This window comes from Sphingomonas sp. Y38-1Y (assembly GCF_032391395.1).
Taxonomy (GTDB): Bacteria; Pseudomonadota; Alphaproteobacteria; order Sphingomonadales; family Sphingomonadaceae; genus Sphingomonas.
In genome coordinates, this window is record NZ_CP135916.1 from 2,387,832 (window position 1) to 2,404,422 (window position 16,591).

Here is a 16,591-nt window from a genome sequence, read left to right on the forward strand (position 1 = left end):
CCGGCACCCGGTCACACACAGGAACCCGATGCCCGAAGTCATCTTCCCCGGCCCCGAAGGCCGCCTCGAAGGGCGTTTCGCCCCCGCCCCTCGCCCCCGCGCGCCGGTGGCGATGATCCTGCACCCGCACCCGCAATCGGGCGGCACGATGAACAACCGCATCGTGCAGGAGCTCTACAAGACGTTCCAGCGCCGCGGCTTTGCGACGCTCCGCTTCAACTTCCGCGGCGTCGGCAAGAGCCAGGGGACGTTCGACAACGGCGTCGGCGAGCTGTCGGACGCGGCGAGCGCGCTCGACTGGGTGCAGAGCTTCCACCCGGAGGCGCAGACGACCTGGATCGCGGGCGTCAGCTTCGGCGCATGGATCGGCATGCAGCTCCTGATGCGCCGACCGGAAATCCGCGGCTTCATCTCGATCGCGCCGCCGGCCAACATGTACGACTTCACCTTCCTGGCGCCCTGCCCCTCCTCGGGCATCATCATCCAGGGTGATGCGGACGAGGTGGTGACGCCCAGCGCGACGCAAAAGCTGGTCGACAAGCTGCGTACGCAGAAGCACATCACCATCCATCACGACACCATCCCCGGCGCGAACCACTTCTTCGAGCACGAGATGCCGCAGCTGATGGGAAGCGTCGACCGCTATCTCGACATGCGGCTCGATCCCAACTCGCCGATCCGCTGACCGATGGCCGGGCTGCCCGCGACCGGTGGATGCCAGTGCGGCGCGGTCCGCTATCGCATCGACGCCGTGATCGCGGACAGCCCGCACATCTGCCACTGCCGAATGTGCCAGCGCGCCGTGGGCGGGCCGTTCGCCGCCCTGTTCGCGGCGCCCGACGACGCGATCGAGTGGACGCGTGGCGAGCCGGCATCGTGGCGGAGTTCGTCGGAGGCGACGCGCGGCTTCTGCGCCGAATGCGGCACGCCGCTCTATTACCTCGGCAACGGCAGCGGACGAATCAACGTGACGATCGCCTCGCTCGACAACCCGGAAGCGTTTGCGCCGCAGACGCAGGTCGGCGTGGAGGGACGGCTCGACTGGTTCGAGGCGCTGCCTGCCCTGCCCTCGCGCGGCGAGACCGGAAGAGACAATGCCGACTGGGCGGACAGGATCGCGGCCAGCAATCGGCAATATGATCCCTCGTCACCCCGGCGGAGCGCCTAAAGGCTCGCCAGATCGATGAACGCGTGGCGGTCCAGCGTGCGCGAGCGGTCGGGGAGCGGGTATTTCAGCCCCGTCGCGCAGTTGAACAGCACCACCTGCTCGTCGCGCCCGACCAGCCCGTCGGCCAGCGCCTGCTCATAGGCGGCGAGCGTCGCGCCGCCCTCTGGACAGAGCAGCAGCCCGTCCTCCAGCCCCGCCCGCTCGGTCGCGGCCAGGATCGCGGGATCGCCGACCGCGAGGGCCCGGCCGCCGCTCTCGCGTACAGCGTCGAGGATCAGGAAATCGCCGACCGCCTTGGGCACGCGGATGCCCGCGGCGACGGTGGCGGCGTCCTCCCAGCGCTCGGCATGGCGCTCGCCCGCCTCGAACGCGCGAACGATCGGCGCGCAGCCTGCGGCCTGCACCGCATACATGCGCGGGCGCCGCGCGCCGATCAGGCCGATCGCCTCCAGCTCGTCGAACGCCTTCCACATGCCGATCAGCCCGGTGCCGCCGCCGGTCGGATAGAAGATCGCGTCGGGCAGCTCCCAGCCGAGCTGCTCGGCAAGCTCCAGCCCCATCGTCTTCTTGCCCTCGATCCGATAGGGTTCCTTGAGCGTCGACAGGTCGTACCAACCATTCTCGGCGCACGCCTTGGCGACGATCGCGCCGCAATCGTCGATCAAGCCGTTGACGCGATAGACGCGGCCACCCTGCGCCGCGATCTCCCGCACGTTGACCTCGGGCGTGTCGTCGGGACACAGGATCACGGCCTCGATCCCGGCGCGCGTCGCATAGGCAGCGGCGGCCGCGCCCGCATTGCCGTTGGTGGGCATCGCGATCGTTCGCACGCCCAGCGCCTTTGCCATGCTGATCGCCATGACCAGCCCGCGTGCCTTGAAGCTGCCGGTGGGCAGGCGCCCCTCGTCCTTGACCAGGGGCGCACGCGCTGCCAGCCGCTCGGCCGCGGCGGTCAGCGGGATCAGCGGCGTTTCGCTCTCGCCCAGGCTGACGATGTTCGCCACGTCGCGCACCGGCAACAGCTCGCGCCAGCGCCAAAGGTCGCGCGGGCGGGCGGCGAGCGCATCCCTGGTCAGCGCGCCGCGCACGCCGTCCAGGTCATAGCGCACGAGCAGCGGCCGGCCGGCGCGCGACAGGCCCTGCACCACATCGGCGTCGTAGCGCTCGCCGGTCAGCCCGCATTCCAGGTGCGTGACGAAGCTCGGGCGGGCGGCGGTCAGATTGTCGTTCCAGATCATCGACCAAGCGATTGCGCGCGCGGGTTGCGGTGGTCAAGCGAGGCTTCGTTCACCTTTGCCCGTTAAGCCGGCGGCATGGGGCAGGCAGAGCGTCCGGCGCGGCTGATGGGGCTGCAACAGCTGCGCGGGATCGCGGCGCTGGGCGTCGTCGTCTTCCATGCGAGCGAGCTTGGCGGCCTGCCCTTCCTGCCGGGCGCGTTCGGCGTCGACCTGTTCTTCGTGCTGAGCGGCTTCCTGATGGTCGCGATCACCGGCGAGCCGACGCGGCCGGGCGCCTTCCTCGCTGCTCGGTTCCGCCGGGTGGCACCGCTCTATTGGCTGGCGACGCTGACGTTGGCGGCGGGGTTGGCGATCGTCGGCACCGCGCCCGACCCGGTCCGGATCGTCAGCGCGCTCGCCTTCCTGCCCCAGGGCAATGCCGGGCCGACCGCGATGGGGTTGCCGGTGCTCAGCCCCGGCTGGTCGCTGCATTACGAGGTCGGCTTCTACGCGCTGTTCGCCGCGACGCTGCTGCTGCCGCTGCGGTGGCGGACACCGCTGCTGTCGGCGCTTCTCCTGGCACTCGCCGCGATCGGTACAGCAGGCTGGCGCACCGCATGGACCGACCCGATCCTGATCGAATTCGCCGCGGGCCTGTGGCTGGGCGAGGTCTGGCGCGGGCCGGCGGATGCGCGGACGGTCGCCATCGGCATCGTCGCGGTGATGCTCGCCTTTGCGCTGACGATGCCCGGCCTGCTCGACCGCGTGCGGCTGTTCGCCGCGACGCTGGCGATCGCGGCAATGGCGTGGACGCTGGCGAAGGAGCCGGTTCGCCCGCGTCCCCGGCTGGAGGCGCTGGGCGATGCGAGCTATGCCATCTATCTCGCGCACCTGCTCGCGATGAAGCCGATGTTCGGGCTGGCGACCAGCCTGCCGCCGGTGCTGCTGATCGCGCCCGCGATCGTCATCGGCGTGGCGCTCGGCGTGGCCGTCCACCGCTGGATCGAGCGCCCGATCGCGTGGGCGCTCGATCCGTCGCGGGTCAGGGCACGGTCACGCGTTGGAAGGTCACGCCCTTCAGTTCCGGCAGCGCCTTGAGCTGCGGCTCCACGCTGGCGAGATCGCCGACGACGACCAACGTCGCCTTGTCGATCGGCTGCGTCGCCACCGCCGCCGCCTGAACTTGGCTCGGGGTCACCGCGAGCACCGCGGGGACATAGGTCTGGAGCCAGTCCGCCGGCCAGCCGAGCCCGTCGCGCTGCGCCATCGAGTTGATGAGCGACTGCGCCGTCGCGTTCTGGATCGAGAACAGCCCTGCGAGATAGTTGCGCGAGCCCGCCACTTCCTCGGCCGGGGGCGTCGTCTGCTGAAGGCCGCGGATCTCCTTGAACACTTCCGTCAGCGAGGCGCCGGTCGCCGCGCTGGTGACGTCGGCCTGGAACACCCAGGTGCCCGCCCCCGGCCAGAACTGGATCGAGGAGCCGGGCGAATAGGTATAGCCCTTGTCCTCGCGGATGTTGCGGGTGATGCGCGAGCTGAACGCCCCGCCCAGCAGCGCATTGGACACGCGTTCCGGCACGTCGCCCGCGCTCGCGCCGGCCGGCGCCGGGAAGGCGAGGCGCAGCGTCGACTGCGGCGCGCCGGGGCGATCGATCATCAGCACGACCGGGCCGGGCGCAGGGGTATAGGGCACCTTGACCCGCTCGGGCCCCGGCGCCCAGCCGCCGAACGCGCGCTGGATCGCCGCCTTCGCCGCGGCGGTGTCGAAGCGGCCGGCGATGTAGAGGTGCGCGCGCTTCGCCCCGAAATTGCCGGCGAAGAACGCCTTGGTCTCGTCGAGCGTATAGCCGGTGAGCTGTGCCTGCGTCGGCACATAGCGGCCATAGGGATGCTCGGCGCCGTAATAGCGTTTGAACAGCGCCGCGGTCGCCAGCGTTCCTGGCTGCGACATCGCGATCGCCAGGCGGCGCGCGGCGGCGGCCTTCACCCGGTCGAACTCGCTGGCGGGGAAATCGGGCTTGGTCGCGACGTCGCCCAGCAGCGCAACGGCATCGCCGACATGCTCGGACAGGACGTCGATGCCGAAGCTCGTCTTCTCCTCACCCGGGACGACGTTGAGGTTGCCGCCCATGTCGGCGGCGGCGGTGGCGAGTTGGCCGGCCGACTTGCCCGCCGCGCCCTGCTTCGTCATCTCGGCGGCGAGCTGCGACAGCCACACCTTCTCCGCCTCGTTGACGCCGCCGGCATAGACGTCGAGCATCATCACCGCCTTGGGCACGGCGCCATAGGGCACCAGCGTGACGGCCATGCCGTTGGGCAGGCGATAGGTCTCGCTTGCCGGCACGTTGAAGGGCTTGGGGCTGCCGATCGGCGGCGCGGGCGGATAGGACTGCGCGGCGGCGGGTGCGGCCGCGAGCAGCGCGATGGCGGAGACGAGCGAGCGCATCACTTGGCAGCTCCCTGAGCCGGGGCGGCGGGCTGCGCCGCGCCGGGTTCGATGACATAGATCGAGCGGTTGGTCGGGCGGAGATATTCCTTTGCGACCTTCTGGATCAGCGCGGGCGTCACCTTGGCGAAGCCGTCCTCGATCAAATTGACCTTGCGCGGGTCGTTGTCGAACAGCGCATAGACCGCGAGCAGGTCGATCAGGCCAACACGGCCCTGCCCGTCGATCGTCGAATAAAGGTCCGACCGGATCTTCGTCCTCGCACGGTCGAGCTCGGCCTGGCTGACGGGCGTGTTGCGCAGCCCCTCGACCACGCCGTCGATCGCGGCGGTGATCTCCGCTTGCGACTTGGACGGATCGTGCGTGAAGCTGAAGCTCCACAGCATCGGGCCGTTATAATTGTACATCGTGCCGAGCAACGCGTTGATGCCGCCGTCAATCGACCCGGTGATGCCGCGCTTTTGAACGAGCTCGGCATAAAGGCGGCTATCTTCGCCCTGGACCAGAATCTGGTCGATCAGGCCCATCGCATACCATTCGGGCGTACCGCGCGTCGGCACCTTGTAGCCCGCGGCATAGCCGGGGCGCGGCGCGAGGCGATCGACGCGGCTCTTGAACTTGGCCTGCGTCTGGCGCGGTTCGCTGATGTCGGGAAGCGGCAGCTTGGGCTTGGAGGGGATCGCGGCGAAATACTTCTCGACCATGCCGCGCGTCGCCGCATAGTCGATGTCGCCGGCAACGACGAGCACCGCGTTCGACGGGCGATAGAAGCTGTCGGAGAAGGTCTTTGCATCGGCGACCGTCGCCGCCTCAATCTCCGTCAGGTCGCCGTAGAAATTGTGCGCATTGTGCCAATTCTCGTTGGCGAGCATCGGCAGGTCGATCCACGGCCAGGTCGAATAGGGCTGGTTGAGGACGTTGACCTTGACCTCGTTGCCGACGACGCCCTGCTGGTTCTTGAGCACGGTCTCGTCGATGACCGGGCGGGCCATGCGATCGCCCTCCAGCCACAGGATGCGTTCCAGCGCGTTCGAGGGGACGATCTCGAAATAGTTGGTGAAGTCGAAGCGGGTCGAGCCGTTGTTGATGCCGCCGACGCCGGTGATCGTGGTGTCGAACACGCCCTTGGGCGCGTTGCCCGACCCCTGGAACATCAGGTGCTCGAACAGGTGGGCGAAGCCGGTGCGGTTGCGCGGCTCGATGCGGAAACCAATGCCATAATAGACGCCGACGGTGACGGTCGGCGCGATCGCATCCTTCGACAGCACGACGCGCAGGCCGTTGGGCAACGTGAAATACTGCATGTCGATGGCGAGCTTCGCCGGCGCCGCCGCTGGCGCCGGCGCCTGTGCCGCCGCCAGACCCGGCCATCCCGCCGCCAGCGCGAGCGCCGCGGCCATTTGCCTCAACTTCATCGGTAATCCCCCGAACGTGACTGTGTTACTCTACCGAGACAGCAGCCGCCCGCAAGCGGGATTTCGTACCGGGGGAAACGATCAGGCGGCGGCCGATGACCGGATCGGATAGGGCCGCACCGCCAGCCCTTCGACGTTGAGCGCGCCGCGGTCGACATAGATGGGCACGAGCTTGCCCGTCGTCGCGTTCGGGCGGCCGATCATGAAAGCCGCCGAACTGCGCCCCGGCGCCCCGCCCTGCCCGCGATAGCGTGCATCGACCAGGATGATCGGCGCGAAGAAGCGGCGCCCGCCCGCCTCGACGATATTGAGCTGGTCGAGCGGCGCGCCCATTGTCGCGCGATGCTCACGATGCTCGGCGGGCTTCAGCGCATAGCGGCTGTGCTGGGCGGGATCGACGGGCTCCGACAGGTGGGCGAGGATGCGTTCGTCCTGATCGGCGCTGGCGGCGAGCATCCAGGCCGAGACCAGCATGTCCGAGACCGACTGGTCGCTCGAATTGACCAGCGCGAACTGGAACTCGCAATAGCCGACATTGTCGTCGGTCACGCCGGCGCGCACCGGCTGAAGCTCAATGCCGAGCGCGGGCGCGGGCCGCTGAAACGCGGTGATGGTGCCCGCCGGCGCCGGTGCGGGATTGCGGAACGCGGTGATCGTACCGGCGGGGATTTCCGGGCGCGGCGGCAGCGGCGGACCGGCGGGACGCGAGAGGAACTGCCGCGGCTCGGGCGGCGGCGGCGGCGTGACCGGGCGCGGCGCCGGCGGCGTGACCGGGCGCGGCGCCGGCGGCGGTGGCGGCGAGGCGACGGGCGCGGGCGGCGGCACGGTGGCCGGGACAGGTACCGGCGGGACGGGTGCGGGTTCCGGCGCCTGCACCTCGACCGGCGCCTCGACGAAACCGTCGCTGGCGCGGCGGCGCAGGAAGAACCAAGCGCCGACCGCGAGGGCGATCACGATCGCGCCCAGGATCCAGGGCCAGGACGAGCCTTCCGATGCGGCGGCTGGCGTGGCCGGCGTCGGCTCGGTGACCGGCGCCGCAGCTTCTGGGGTAGGTGTCGGCGTAGGCTCGGGCGCTGCGGCGACCGGTGCCGCGACCTGCGGCTCGGGCTCGGCCACCGGCGCTGCGGCGGTCGGCGTCGGGGTCGCGGTGGGTGTCGGACGCGGTGTCGGGGTCGCCCGCGGGGTCGGCGTGGGCGTCGGCACCGCGATGCGCGGCGGCGCCGGGGTCGGCACGGGCGTCGGGGTCGGCGTGGGCGCCGGCTGCGTCTCCTGCCCCTCCCCCGGCGGGAGCGAGAAGCGGATCGGCGGCAGGATGCGCTCGGGCGTCTGCGCGGGCGGCGTCTCTTGCGCCAACGACGGCGCGGCCGGCACGATCGCGGCGGCGAGCAACAGGGGGAACCGGAACATGGGGCGGCGCTTTATCGCTGCATGCCCTGCCGCCGCTAGTCCCCGCGCGCGCCGGGCGGCGCTTTTTGTGCGCCTGTTGTTTGACAGGCGCACCACCCCCGCCTATATCGCCGCTCTGCCTTCATGACCGGGATAGGGTGTGCCGTCGCGCAGCATGCCGTACGAATAGGTCTGACAGGTTATTTCAGGACGCCCCGAAAGCTGCGGTTCCACCCGGAACACGCGGCTTTTTGCGTCCCTGATGGCATTTGCAGCGCCCGAAATTCTGGCTGAAGAGGCAAGCAGCAGCTTATGGCAACCAAGGCAATCGAAGGCGGCACGCTGAAGCGCCGCATCCGCAAGGTGTTCGGCGACATCCACGAAGTGGTGCAGATGCCGAACCTGATCGAGGTGCAGCGCGAGAGCTACGAGCAGTTCCTGCGTTCCGATCCTTCGATCGGCTATGTCTCCGGCCTGGAAAAGACGCTGCGCAGCGTGTTTCCGATCCGCGACTTCGCCGGCACCGCCGAGCTCGACTTCGTCAATTACGAGCTCGAGAGCCCCAAGTTCGACCAGGAAGAGTGCCGCCAGCGCGGCATCACCTATGCCGCGCCGATGCGCGTCACCCTGCGCCTCATCGTGTTCGAGGTGGATCCCGATACGGAAGCCCGTTCGGTTCTCGATATCAAGGAGCAGGACGTCTACATGGGCGACATGCCCCTGATGACGGGCAACGGCACCTTCATCGTCAACGGCACCGAGCGCGTCATCGTCAGCCAGATGCACCGTTCGCCGGGCGTCCTGTTCGACCATGACCGCGGCAAGACGCACGCATCGGGCAAGTATCTGTTCGCTGCGCGCGTGATCCCGTATCGTGGCTCGTGGCTCGACTTCGAGTTCGACGCCAAGGACATCGTCAACGTCCGCATCGACCGGAAGCGCAAGCTGCCGGTGACGTCGCTGCTCTATGCCCTGGGCCTGAACAGCGAGGACATCCTCAACCACTTCTACAACACCGTCACCTATGTGCGCGGTCCGAACGGCTGGCAGATCCCCTTCGCGGCGGAGAACTGGCGCGGCACCAAGCCGATGTTCGATATCGTCGACGCCAAGTCGGGCGAGGTCATCTTCCCCGCCGGGCAGAAGATTTCGCCGCGCGCCGCGAACAAGGCGGCCAAGGACGGCCTGTCCGAGCTCCTGATCCCGACCGAAGAGATCTTCGGCCGCTATTCGGCGTTCGATCTCATCAACGAGACCACCGGCCAGATCTATATCGAGGCGGGTGACGAGGTTTCGGCCGAGAATCTGGAGCTGCTGGACAAGGCCGGCATCGACCGTGTCGAGTTGCTCGACATCGACCATGTCTCGACGGGTCCGTGGATCCGCAACACGCTGAAGGCCGACAAGGCCGAGGAGCGCGAGCAGGCGCTGTCCGACATTTATCGCGTCATGCGCCCCGGTGAGCCGCCGACGCTGGAGACCGCGGAGTCGCTGTTCGCGGGCCTGTTCTTCGATCCGGAGCGCTACGACCTGTCGGCCGTCGGCCGCGTCAAGCTCAACATGCGCCTCGACCTCGACGCGCCGGACACGGTGACGACGCTTCGTACCGAGGACATCCTGGCAGTCATCAAGACGCTGGTCGGCCTGAAGGACGGCAAGGGCGAGATCGACGACATCGACAATCTCGGCAACCGCCGCGTGCGTTCGGTGGGCGAGCTGCTCGAGAACCAGTACCGCGTCGGTCTTCTGCGCATGGAGCGTGCGGTCAAGGAGCGCATGAGCTCGGTCGACGTGTCGACCGTCATGCCGAACGACCTCATCAACGCGAAGCCTGCGGTCGCCGCGGTCCGCGAATTCTTCGGCTCGTCGCAGCTGTCGCAGTTCATGGACCAGACCAACCCGCTGTCCGAAGTGACGCACAAGCGTCGCGTCTCGGCGCTCGGGCCGGGCGGTCTCACGCGTGAGCGTGCGGGCTTCGAGGTTCGCGACGTCCACCCGACGCACTATGGCCGTATCTGCCCGATCGAGACGCCCGAAGGGCCGAACATCGGCCTCATCAACAGCCTCGCGACCTTCAGCCGCGTCAACAAGTATGGCTTCATCGAGACGCCGTACCGCCGCATCATCGACGGCAAGGTGACCAATGAGGTCGTCTATCTGTCGGCGATGGAAGAGCAGAAGCACACCGTCGCGCAGGCGTCGGCGGCGCTCGACGCCGAGAACCGCTTCTCCGAGGAGCTGGTGTCGGCGCGTCAGGGCGGCGAGTTCCTGATGGCGCTGCCCGAGCAGATCACGCTGATGGACGTGTCGCCCAAGCAGCTGGTGTCGGTCGCGGCCTCGCTCATCCCCTTCCTGGAGAATGACGACGCCAACCGCGCGCTGATGGGCTCGAACATGCAGCGTCAGGCGGTGCCGCTTCTCCAGGCCGAGGCGCCGTTCGTCGGCACCGGCATGGAAGAGACGGTGGCGCGGGACTCCGGCGCGGCGATCGCGGCGAAGCGCGACGGCATCGTCGACCAGGTCGACGCGGCGCGTATCGTCATCCGCGCGACCGGCGACGTCGATGCCAGCGAGAGCGGTGTCGACATCTACACGCTGATGAAGTTCGAGCGTTCGAACCAGTCGACCTGCATCAACCAGCGTCCGCTGGTGAAGGTGGGCGATCCGGTGCGCGCGGGCGACGTCATCGCCGACGGTCCCTCGACCGAGTTCGGCGAGCTGGCGCTCGGCCGCAACGTGCTCGTCGCGTTCATGCCCTGGAACGGCTACAACTATGAGGACTCGATCCTCATCAGCGAGCGTATCGTCAAGGACGACGTCTTCACCTCGATCCACATCGAGGAGTTCGAGGTCATGGCCCGCGACACCAAGCTCGGGCCGGAGGACATCACCCGCGATATCCCGAACGTCGGCGAGGAAGCGCTCCGCAACCTCGACGAGGCGGGCATCGTCTATATCGGTGCAGAGGTCGAGCCGGGCGACATCCTGGTCGGCAAGATCACGCCCAAGGGCGAGAGCCCGATGACGCCGGAGGAAAAGCTCCTCCGCGCCATCTTCGGCGAAAAGGCGTCCGACGTGCGCGACACGTCGCTGCGCCTGCCGCCGGGCGTGTCGGGGACGATCGTCGACGTTCGCGTCTTCAATCGCCACGGCATCGACAAGGACGAGCGCGCGATGGCGATCGAGCGCGAGGAGATCGAGCGCCTGAAGAAGGACTCGGACGACGAGCGCGGCATCCTCAACCGGGCGACCTGGTCGCGCCTTCGCGACATGCTGATCGGGCAGGTCGCGACGGGTGTGCCGAAGGGCGCCAAGAAGGGCTCGACCATCGACGACGCGCTGCTGGAAAGTGTCGAGCGTCACGAATGGTGGAAGTTCGCCGTCGCCGACGACGCGGTCCAGGCCAACCTGGAAGGCGTGAAGGCCCAGTACGACGAAGCCGCCAAGCGTATCCGTGAGAAGTTCGAGGATCGCCGTGAGAAGCTGGAGCGCGGCGACGAGCTGCCGCCGGGCGTGCTCAAGATGGTCAAGGTGTTCGTGGCCATCAAGCGCAAGCTCCAGCCGGGCGACAAGATGGCTGGGCGTCACGGGAACAAGGGCATCATCAGCCGCATCCTGCCGGCCGAGGACATGCCCTTCCTCGAGGACGGGACGCCGGTCGACTTCGTGCTCAACCCGCTGGGCGTGCCGTCGCGCATGAACGTCGGGCAGATCTTCGAGACGCACCTGGGCTGGGCCGCTCGCGGCCTTGGCCGCAAGATCGGTGCGGCACTCGATAGCTGGCGCGAGGCGAACCCGAACCCGCAGGCAGGCGAGCCGCCCGAGGCGGTCAAGGCGCTGCTCACCGAGATCTACGGCGACAACTACGCCGCCGAGATCGAGGCGCGCAGCCCCGAGCAGATCGCCGACCTGGCCAGCCACGTGCGCAAGGGCGTCCCGATGGGCACCCCGGTGTTCGACGGCGCGGTCGAGGCGGACGTGACCGCGATGCTCCGCCTGGCGGGTCTGGACGAGTCCGGTCAGGTCGACCTGTATGACGGCCGCACCGGCGATCGCTTCGATCGCAAGGTGACGGTGGGGTACAAGTACGTGCTCAAGCTGCACCACCTGGTCGACGACAAGATCCACGCGCGTTCGATCGGGCCGTACAGCCTCGTCACCCAGCAGCCGCTGGGCGGCAAGGCGCAGTTCGGCGGCCAGCGCTTCGGCGAGATGGAGGTCTGGGCGCTCCAGGCCTACGGCGCGGCGTATACCTTGCAGGAAATGCTGACGGTGAAGTCCGACGACGTGGTCGGCCGTACCAAGGTCTATGAGGCGATCGTCAAGGGCGACGACACCTTCGAGGCCGGCATTCCGGAGAGCTTCAACGTGCTCGTCAAGGAAATGCGCTCGCTGGGTCTCAACGTCGAGCTGAAGTCGATGGACGACGGCGACGAGCTGGCCGAGGCGGCGGAGTAAGCCTTCTTCTCCCTCTCCCCTTCAGGGGAGAGGGCCGGGGAGAGGGGCAGTGAGACCCACTTCCCTCTCCGGACTTCCCCTCTCCCAACCCTCTCCCCTGAAGGGGAGAGGGCTATGAGGTAAGAAAATGAACGAACTGACCAACTTCGCGAACCCGGTCGCCAAGACCGAGACCTTCGACCAGATCCAGATCGGCATCGCTTCGCCCGACCGCATCCGGTCGTGGTCGTTCGGCGAGATCAAGAAGCCCGAGACGATCAACTATCGCACGTTCAAGCCCGAGCGTGACGGCCTGTTCTGCGCGCGCATCTTCGGTCCGATCAAGGACTACGAGTGCCTGTGCGGCAAGTACAAGCGCATGAAGTACAAGGGCATCGTCTGCGAGAAGTGCGGCGTCGAGGTCACCGTCTCGAAGGTCCGTCGCGAGCGCATGGGCCATATCGAGCTGGCCGCGCCGGTCGCGCACATCTGGTTCCTGAAGTCGCTGCCGAGCCGCATCGGCCTGCTCCTCGACATGCAGCTCAAGCAGCTTGAGCGCGTGCTTTACTTCGAGAGCTACATCGTCACCGAGCCGGGCCTGACCCCGCTCGAGAAGTTCCAGCTCCTCACCGAGGACGAGCTGCTCGACGCGCAGGACCAGTATGGCGAGGACGCGTTCTCGGCCGGGATTGGCGCCGAGGCGGTCAAGGCGATGCTCATGGACCTCGACCTTGAGGGTGAGCGCCGCGACCTGCTCGAGGAACTCGCGACCACCAAGTCGGAGCTCAAGCCCAAGAAGATCATCAAGCGGCTCAAGGTCGTCGAGAGCTTCATCGATTCGGGCAACCGTCCCGAGTGGATGATCCTGGACGTCGTGCCGGTCATCCCACCCGAGCTGCGCCCGCTGGTGCCGCTGGACGGCGGTCGCTTCGCGACGTCGGACCTCAACGACCTGTATCGCCGCGTCATCAACCGCAACAACCGCCTGAAGCGGCTGATGGAGCTGCGTGCGCCAGACATCATCGTCCGCAACGAAAAGCGCATGCTGCAGGAGGCCGTCGACGCCCTGTTCGACAACGGCCGTCGCGGCCGGACGATCACGGGTGCCAACAAGCGTCCGCTCAAGTCGCTGTCCGACATGCTCAAGGGCAAGCAGGGCCGCTTCCGCCAGAACCTGCTCGGCAAGCGCGTCGACTATTCGGGCCGTTCGGTCATCGTGACCGGTCCGGAGCTCAAGCTGCACCAGTGCGGCCTGCCCAAGAAGATGGCGCTCGAGCTGTTCAAGCCGTTCATCTACGCCCGGCTCGACGCCAAGGGCCTGTCGATGACGCTCAAGCAGGCCAAGAAGTGGGTCGAGAAGGAGCGCAAGGAAGTCTGGGACATCCTCGACGAAGTCATTCGCGAGCACCCCGTCCTCCTGAACCGCGCGCCGACGCTTCACCGTCTGGGCATCCAGGCGTTTGAGCCCGTTCTGATCGAGGGCAAGGCGATCCAGCTGCACCCGCTCGTCTGCTCGGCGTTCAACGCCGACTTCGACGGTGACCAGATGGCCGTCCACGTTCCGCTGAGCCTTGAGGCGCAGCTGGAAGCGCGCGTCCTGATGATGTCGACCAACAACATCCTCTCGCCCGCGAACGGCAAGCCGATCATCGTGCCGTCGCAGGACATGGTGCTGGGCCTCTACTACCTCTCGCTCGAGAAGTCGGGCGAGCCGGGTGAAGGCATGGTGCTGGCCGACATGGAGGAGGTCCACCAGGCTTTGTTCAACGGCGCGGTGACGCTCCACACCAAGATCGTCAGCCGCGTTCCGCAGACGGACGAGGACGGCAAGCAGTACCTCAAGCGCTTCGAGACGACGCCGGGCCGCATGCTGCTGGGCGAGACGCTGCCGAAGAGCCACAAGGTGCCGTTCGAGATCGTCAACCGCCTCCTCACCAAGAAGGACGTGGGCGACGTGATCGACGAGGTCTATCGCCACACCGGCCAGAAGGAGACCGTGCTGTTCGCCGACGCGATCATGGCGCTCGGTTTCCGTCACGCCTTCCGTGCGGGCATCTCGTTCGGCAAGGACGACATGATCATCCCCGCCGCCAAGGAAGCGATGGTCGATGAGACGCGTGCGCTCGTGAAGGATTACGAGCAGCAGTATCAGGACGGCCTCATCACCCAGCAGGAAAAGTACAACAAGGTGATCGACGCCTGGAGCCGTTGCGGCGACCAGGTGGCGGCGGCCATGATGGACGAGATCAAGGCGGTGAAGCGCTACGAGGACGGCGAGTTCGCCGGCCGCGAGAAGCCGATCAACTCGATCTACATGATGGCCCACTCGGGTGCCCGCGGTTCGCAGGCGCAGATCAAGCAGTTGGCCGGCATGCGCGGGCTGATGGCCAAGCCGTCGGGCGAGATCATCGAGACGCCGATCATCTCGAACTTCAAGGAAGGCCTGACCGTCCTTGAGTACTTCAACTCGACGCACGGCGCCCGCAAGGGCCTGGCGGACACGGCGCTCAAGACGGCGAACTCGGGTTACCTGACCCGCCGTCTGGTCGACGTGTCGCAGGACTGCGTCGTGATGGAGGACGATTGCGGCACCGAGCGCGCGCTGGAAATGCGGGCGATCGTGCAGGGCGGTTCGGTCATCGCGTCGCTGGGCGAGCGCATCCTGGGCCGCACCACGGCCGAGGACGTGGTCGACGCCAAGACGGGCGAGGTCGTCATCCCGCTGGGCACGCTACTCGACGAGCCGATGATCGCGCAGATCGAGGCGCTGGGTATCCAGGGCATGAAGATCCGCAGCCCGCTGGTCTGCGAAGCGAAGCAGGGTGTCTGCGGCAAGTGCTACGGGCGTGACCTCGCCCGCGGTACGCCGGTCAACATCGGTGAGGCGGTCGGCGTCATCGCCGCGCAGTCGATCGGTGAGCCGGGCACGCAGCTGACCATGCGTACGTTCCACATCGGTGGTGCGGCGCAGCTCAACGAGCAGTCCAACCTCGAGGCGCCGGTCGACGGCACCGTCGAGTTCCGCGACCTGCGCCTGATCGTCGACCAGCGTGGTCGCCGCGTCACGCTGTCGCGCTCGGGTGAGATCGCGATCCTCGACATGGACGGCCGCGAGCTGTCGACGCACCGCATCCCGTACGGCGCCTATGTAATGTTCGACGACGGGCACGTCCTGTCGAAGGGCGATCGCATGGCCGAGTGGGACCCGTTCACCATGCCGGTCATCACCGAGAACCCCGGCATCGTGAAGTATCAGGACCTGATGGAAGGCAAGACGCTGACCGAGCAGGCCGACGATGCGACGGGTATCTCGCAGCGCGTGGTCACCGAGTATCGCGGCAAGGCGAAGGAGGATCTTCGTCCCCGCCTGACGCTGCTCGACGAAGCGTCGGGCGAGAGCGGCCGCTACATGCTCGCGCCCGGCACGGTGCTGTCGGTCGAGGACGGTGCGCAGGTCCAGGCGGGCGACGTGCTTGCCCGTGCCAGCCGTGAATCGGCCAAGACCCGCGACATCACCGGCGGTCTGCCGCGCGTCGCCGAGCTGTTCGAGGCGCGTACCCCCAAGGACTCGGCGATCATCGCCAAGGTCTCGGGCCGCGTCCTGTTCGGCAAGGACTACAAGGCGAAGCGCAAGATCGGCATCCAGCCCGACGATGGTGGCGAGGTGGTCGAGTATCTCGTCCCCAAGTCGAAGGTCATCGACGTGCAGGAAGGCGACTATGTCAAGCGCGGCGACAACCTGATCGGCGGTTCGCCCGATCCGCACGACATCCTCGAGACGATGGGCGTGGAGCCGCTGGCCGAGTATCTGGTCAGCGAAATCCAGGAAGTCTATCGACTCCAGGGCGTGAAGATCAACGACAAGCACATCGAGGTGATCGTTCGCCAGATGCTGCAGAAGGTCGAGATCACCGACGGCGGCGACACCACGCTCCTGAAGGGCGAGCAGCTGGATCGTGACGAGATGGACGAGGCCAACTCGAAGCTCGACAAGAACCAGCAGCCTGCTCAGGGCAAGCCGGTCCTCCTGGGCATCACCAAGGCGTCGCTGCAGACCCGCAGCTTCATCTCGGCCGCTTCGTTCCAGGAGACGACCCGCGTGCTGACCGAGGCTTCGGTCCAGGGCAAGGTCGATACACTGAACGGCCTGAAGGAGAATGTCATCGTCGGCCGCCTGATCCCGGCGGGTACCGGCGCGGGCATGAACCGGATGCGCGTTGCGGCATCGTCGCGCGATGCGGCGCTTCGCGTCGCGCAGCGCCGGATGGCGGAAGCGATGATCGTCGCCCCGAACTCGGCCGAGGAAGAGCACGCCGCCGAACTGGCGCGCTCGGTCCGCGACGCCCAGGGCACGGGCAACGACCCGCTGGCCGAAGTCGCGCCCTCGGGCACCGGCACCGACGCCGATGCGGGCGAGTATCTGAACGACTGATCGTCGGTTCGGATGTGAGTTGAAAAAGCCGCCGTCCGGGGTGCCGGGCGGCGGTTTTTTTGTGGGTGGTGGCTCCAAGATCCTCCCCTG

Annotated in this window: 9 protein-coding genes; 5 read left to right on the top strand and 4 right to left on the bottom strand. The window is 67.5% G+C overall.

Annotation, left to right across the window (positions count from 1 at the left end):
- Positions 1-28: 28 nt before the first annotated feature.
- Entirely contained in the window at positions 29-685 is a 657-nt protein-coding gene (locus RS883_RS11405; RefSeq protein WP_315760320.1) for an alpha/beta hydrolase, read from the top strand.
- Positions 686-688: 3 nt separating this feature from the next.
- A complete protein-coding gene (locus tag RS883_RS11410; protein WP_315760321.1) occupies positions 689-1,168 on the top strand; it encodes a GFA family protein in 480 nt (159 codons plus the stop codon).
- Here the strand turns inward: RS883_RS11410 and RS883_RS11415 are convergent.
- Positions 1,165-2,406 (bottom strand): threonine synthase, encoded by a 1,242-nt coding sequence (locus RS883_RS11415; protein WP_315760322.1) that lies wholly within the window; start codon positions 2,404-2,406, stop codon positions 1,165-1,167. The genes RS883_RS11410 and RS883_RS11415 overlap by 4 nt on opposite strands.
- A gap of 75 nt (positions 2,407-2,481) precedes the next feature.
- Between RS883_RS11415 and RS883_RS11420 the strand changes: the two genes are divergently transcribed.
- A complete protein-coding gene (locus RS883_RS11420; RefSeq protein WP_315760323.1) occupies positions 2,482-3,483 on the top strand; it encodes an acyltransferase in 1,002 nt (333 codons plus the stop codon).
- Here RS883_RS11420 and RS883_RS11425 read toward each other — a convergent pair.
- The 3 genes from RS883_RS11425 to RS883_RS11435 form a co-directional block, all read right to left on the bottom strand.
- Positions 3,428-4,831: a pitrilysin family protein gene (locus RS883_RS11425; protein ID WP_315765079.1), complete on the bottom strand. Its 1,404-nt coding sequence runs from the start codon at positions 4,829-4,831 to the stop codon at positions 3,428-3,430. The two genes, RS883_RS11420 and RS883_RS11425, sit on opposite strands and share 56 nt — an antisense overlap.
- Positions 4,831-6,246: a pitrilysin family protein gene (locus RS883_RS11430; RefSeq protein ID WP_315760324.1), complete on the bottom strand. Its 1,416-nt coding sequence runs from the start codon at positions 6,244-6,246 to the stop codon at positions 4,831-4,833. Before RS883_RS11430 ends, RS883_RS11425 begins: the two co-directional genes overlap by 1 nt.
- 81 nt (positions 6,247-6,327) lie before the next feature.
- Positions 6,328-7,653 carry a hypothetical protein gene (locus RS883_RS11435; protein WP_315760325.1) on the bottom strand — a complete coding sequence of 442 codons (1,326 nt, stop codon included), beginning with the start codon at positions 7,651-7,653 and terminating at the stop codon, positions 6,328-6,330.
- A gap of 291 nt (positions 7,654-7,944) precedes the next feature.
- On the opposite strand from RS883_RS11435, the gene rpoB reads away from it, so the two are divergent.
- Positions 7,945-12,090 carry a DNA-directed RNA polymerase subunit beta gene (rpoB, locus tag RS883_RS11440; RefSeq protein WP_315760326.1) on the top strand — a complete coding sequence of 1,382 codons (4,146 nt, stop codon included), beginning with the start codon at positions 7,945-7,947 and terminating at the stop codon, positions 12,088-12,090.
- A gap of 127 nt (positions 12,091-12,217) precedes the next feature.
- Complete coding sequence (gene rpoC / locus RS883_RS11445; RefSeq protein WP_315760327.1) at positions 12,218-16,501, top strand: DNA-directed RNA polymerase subunit beta'; 4,284 nt, start codon at positions 12,218-12,220, stop codon at positions 16,499-16,501.
- Positions 16,502-16,591 lie beyond the last annotated feature (90 nt).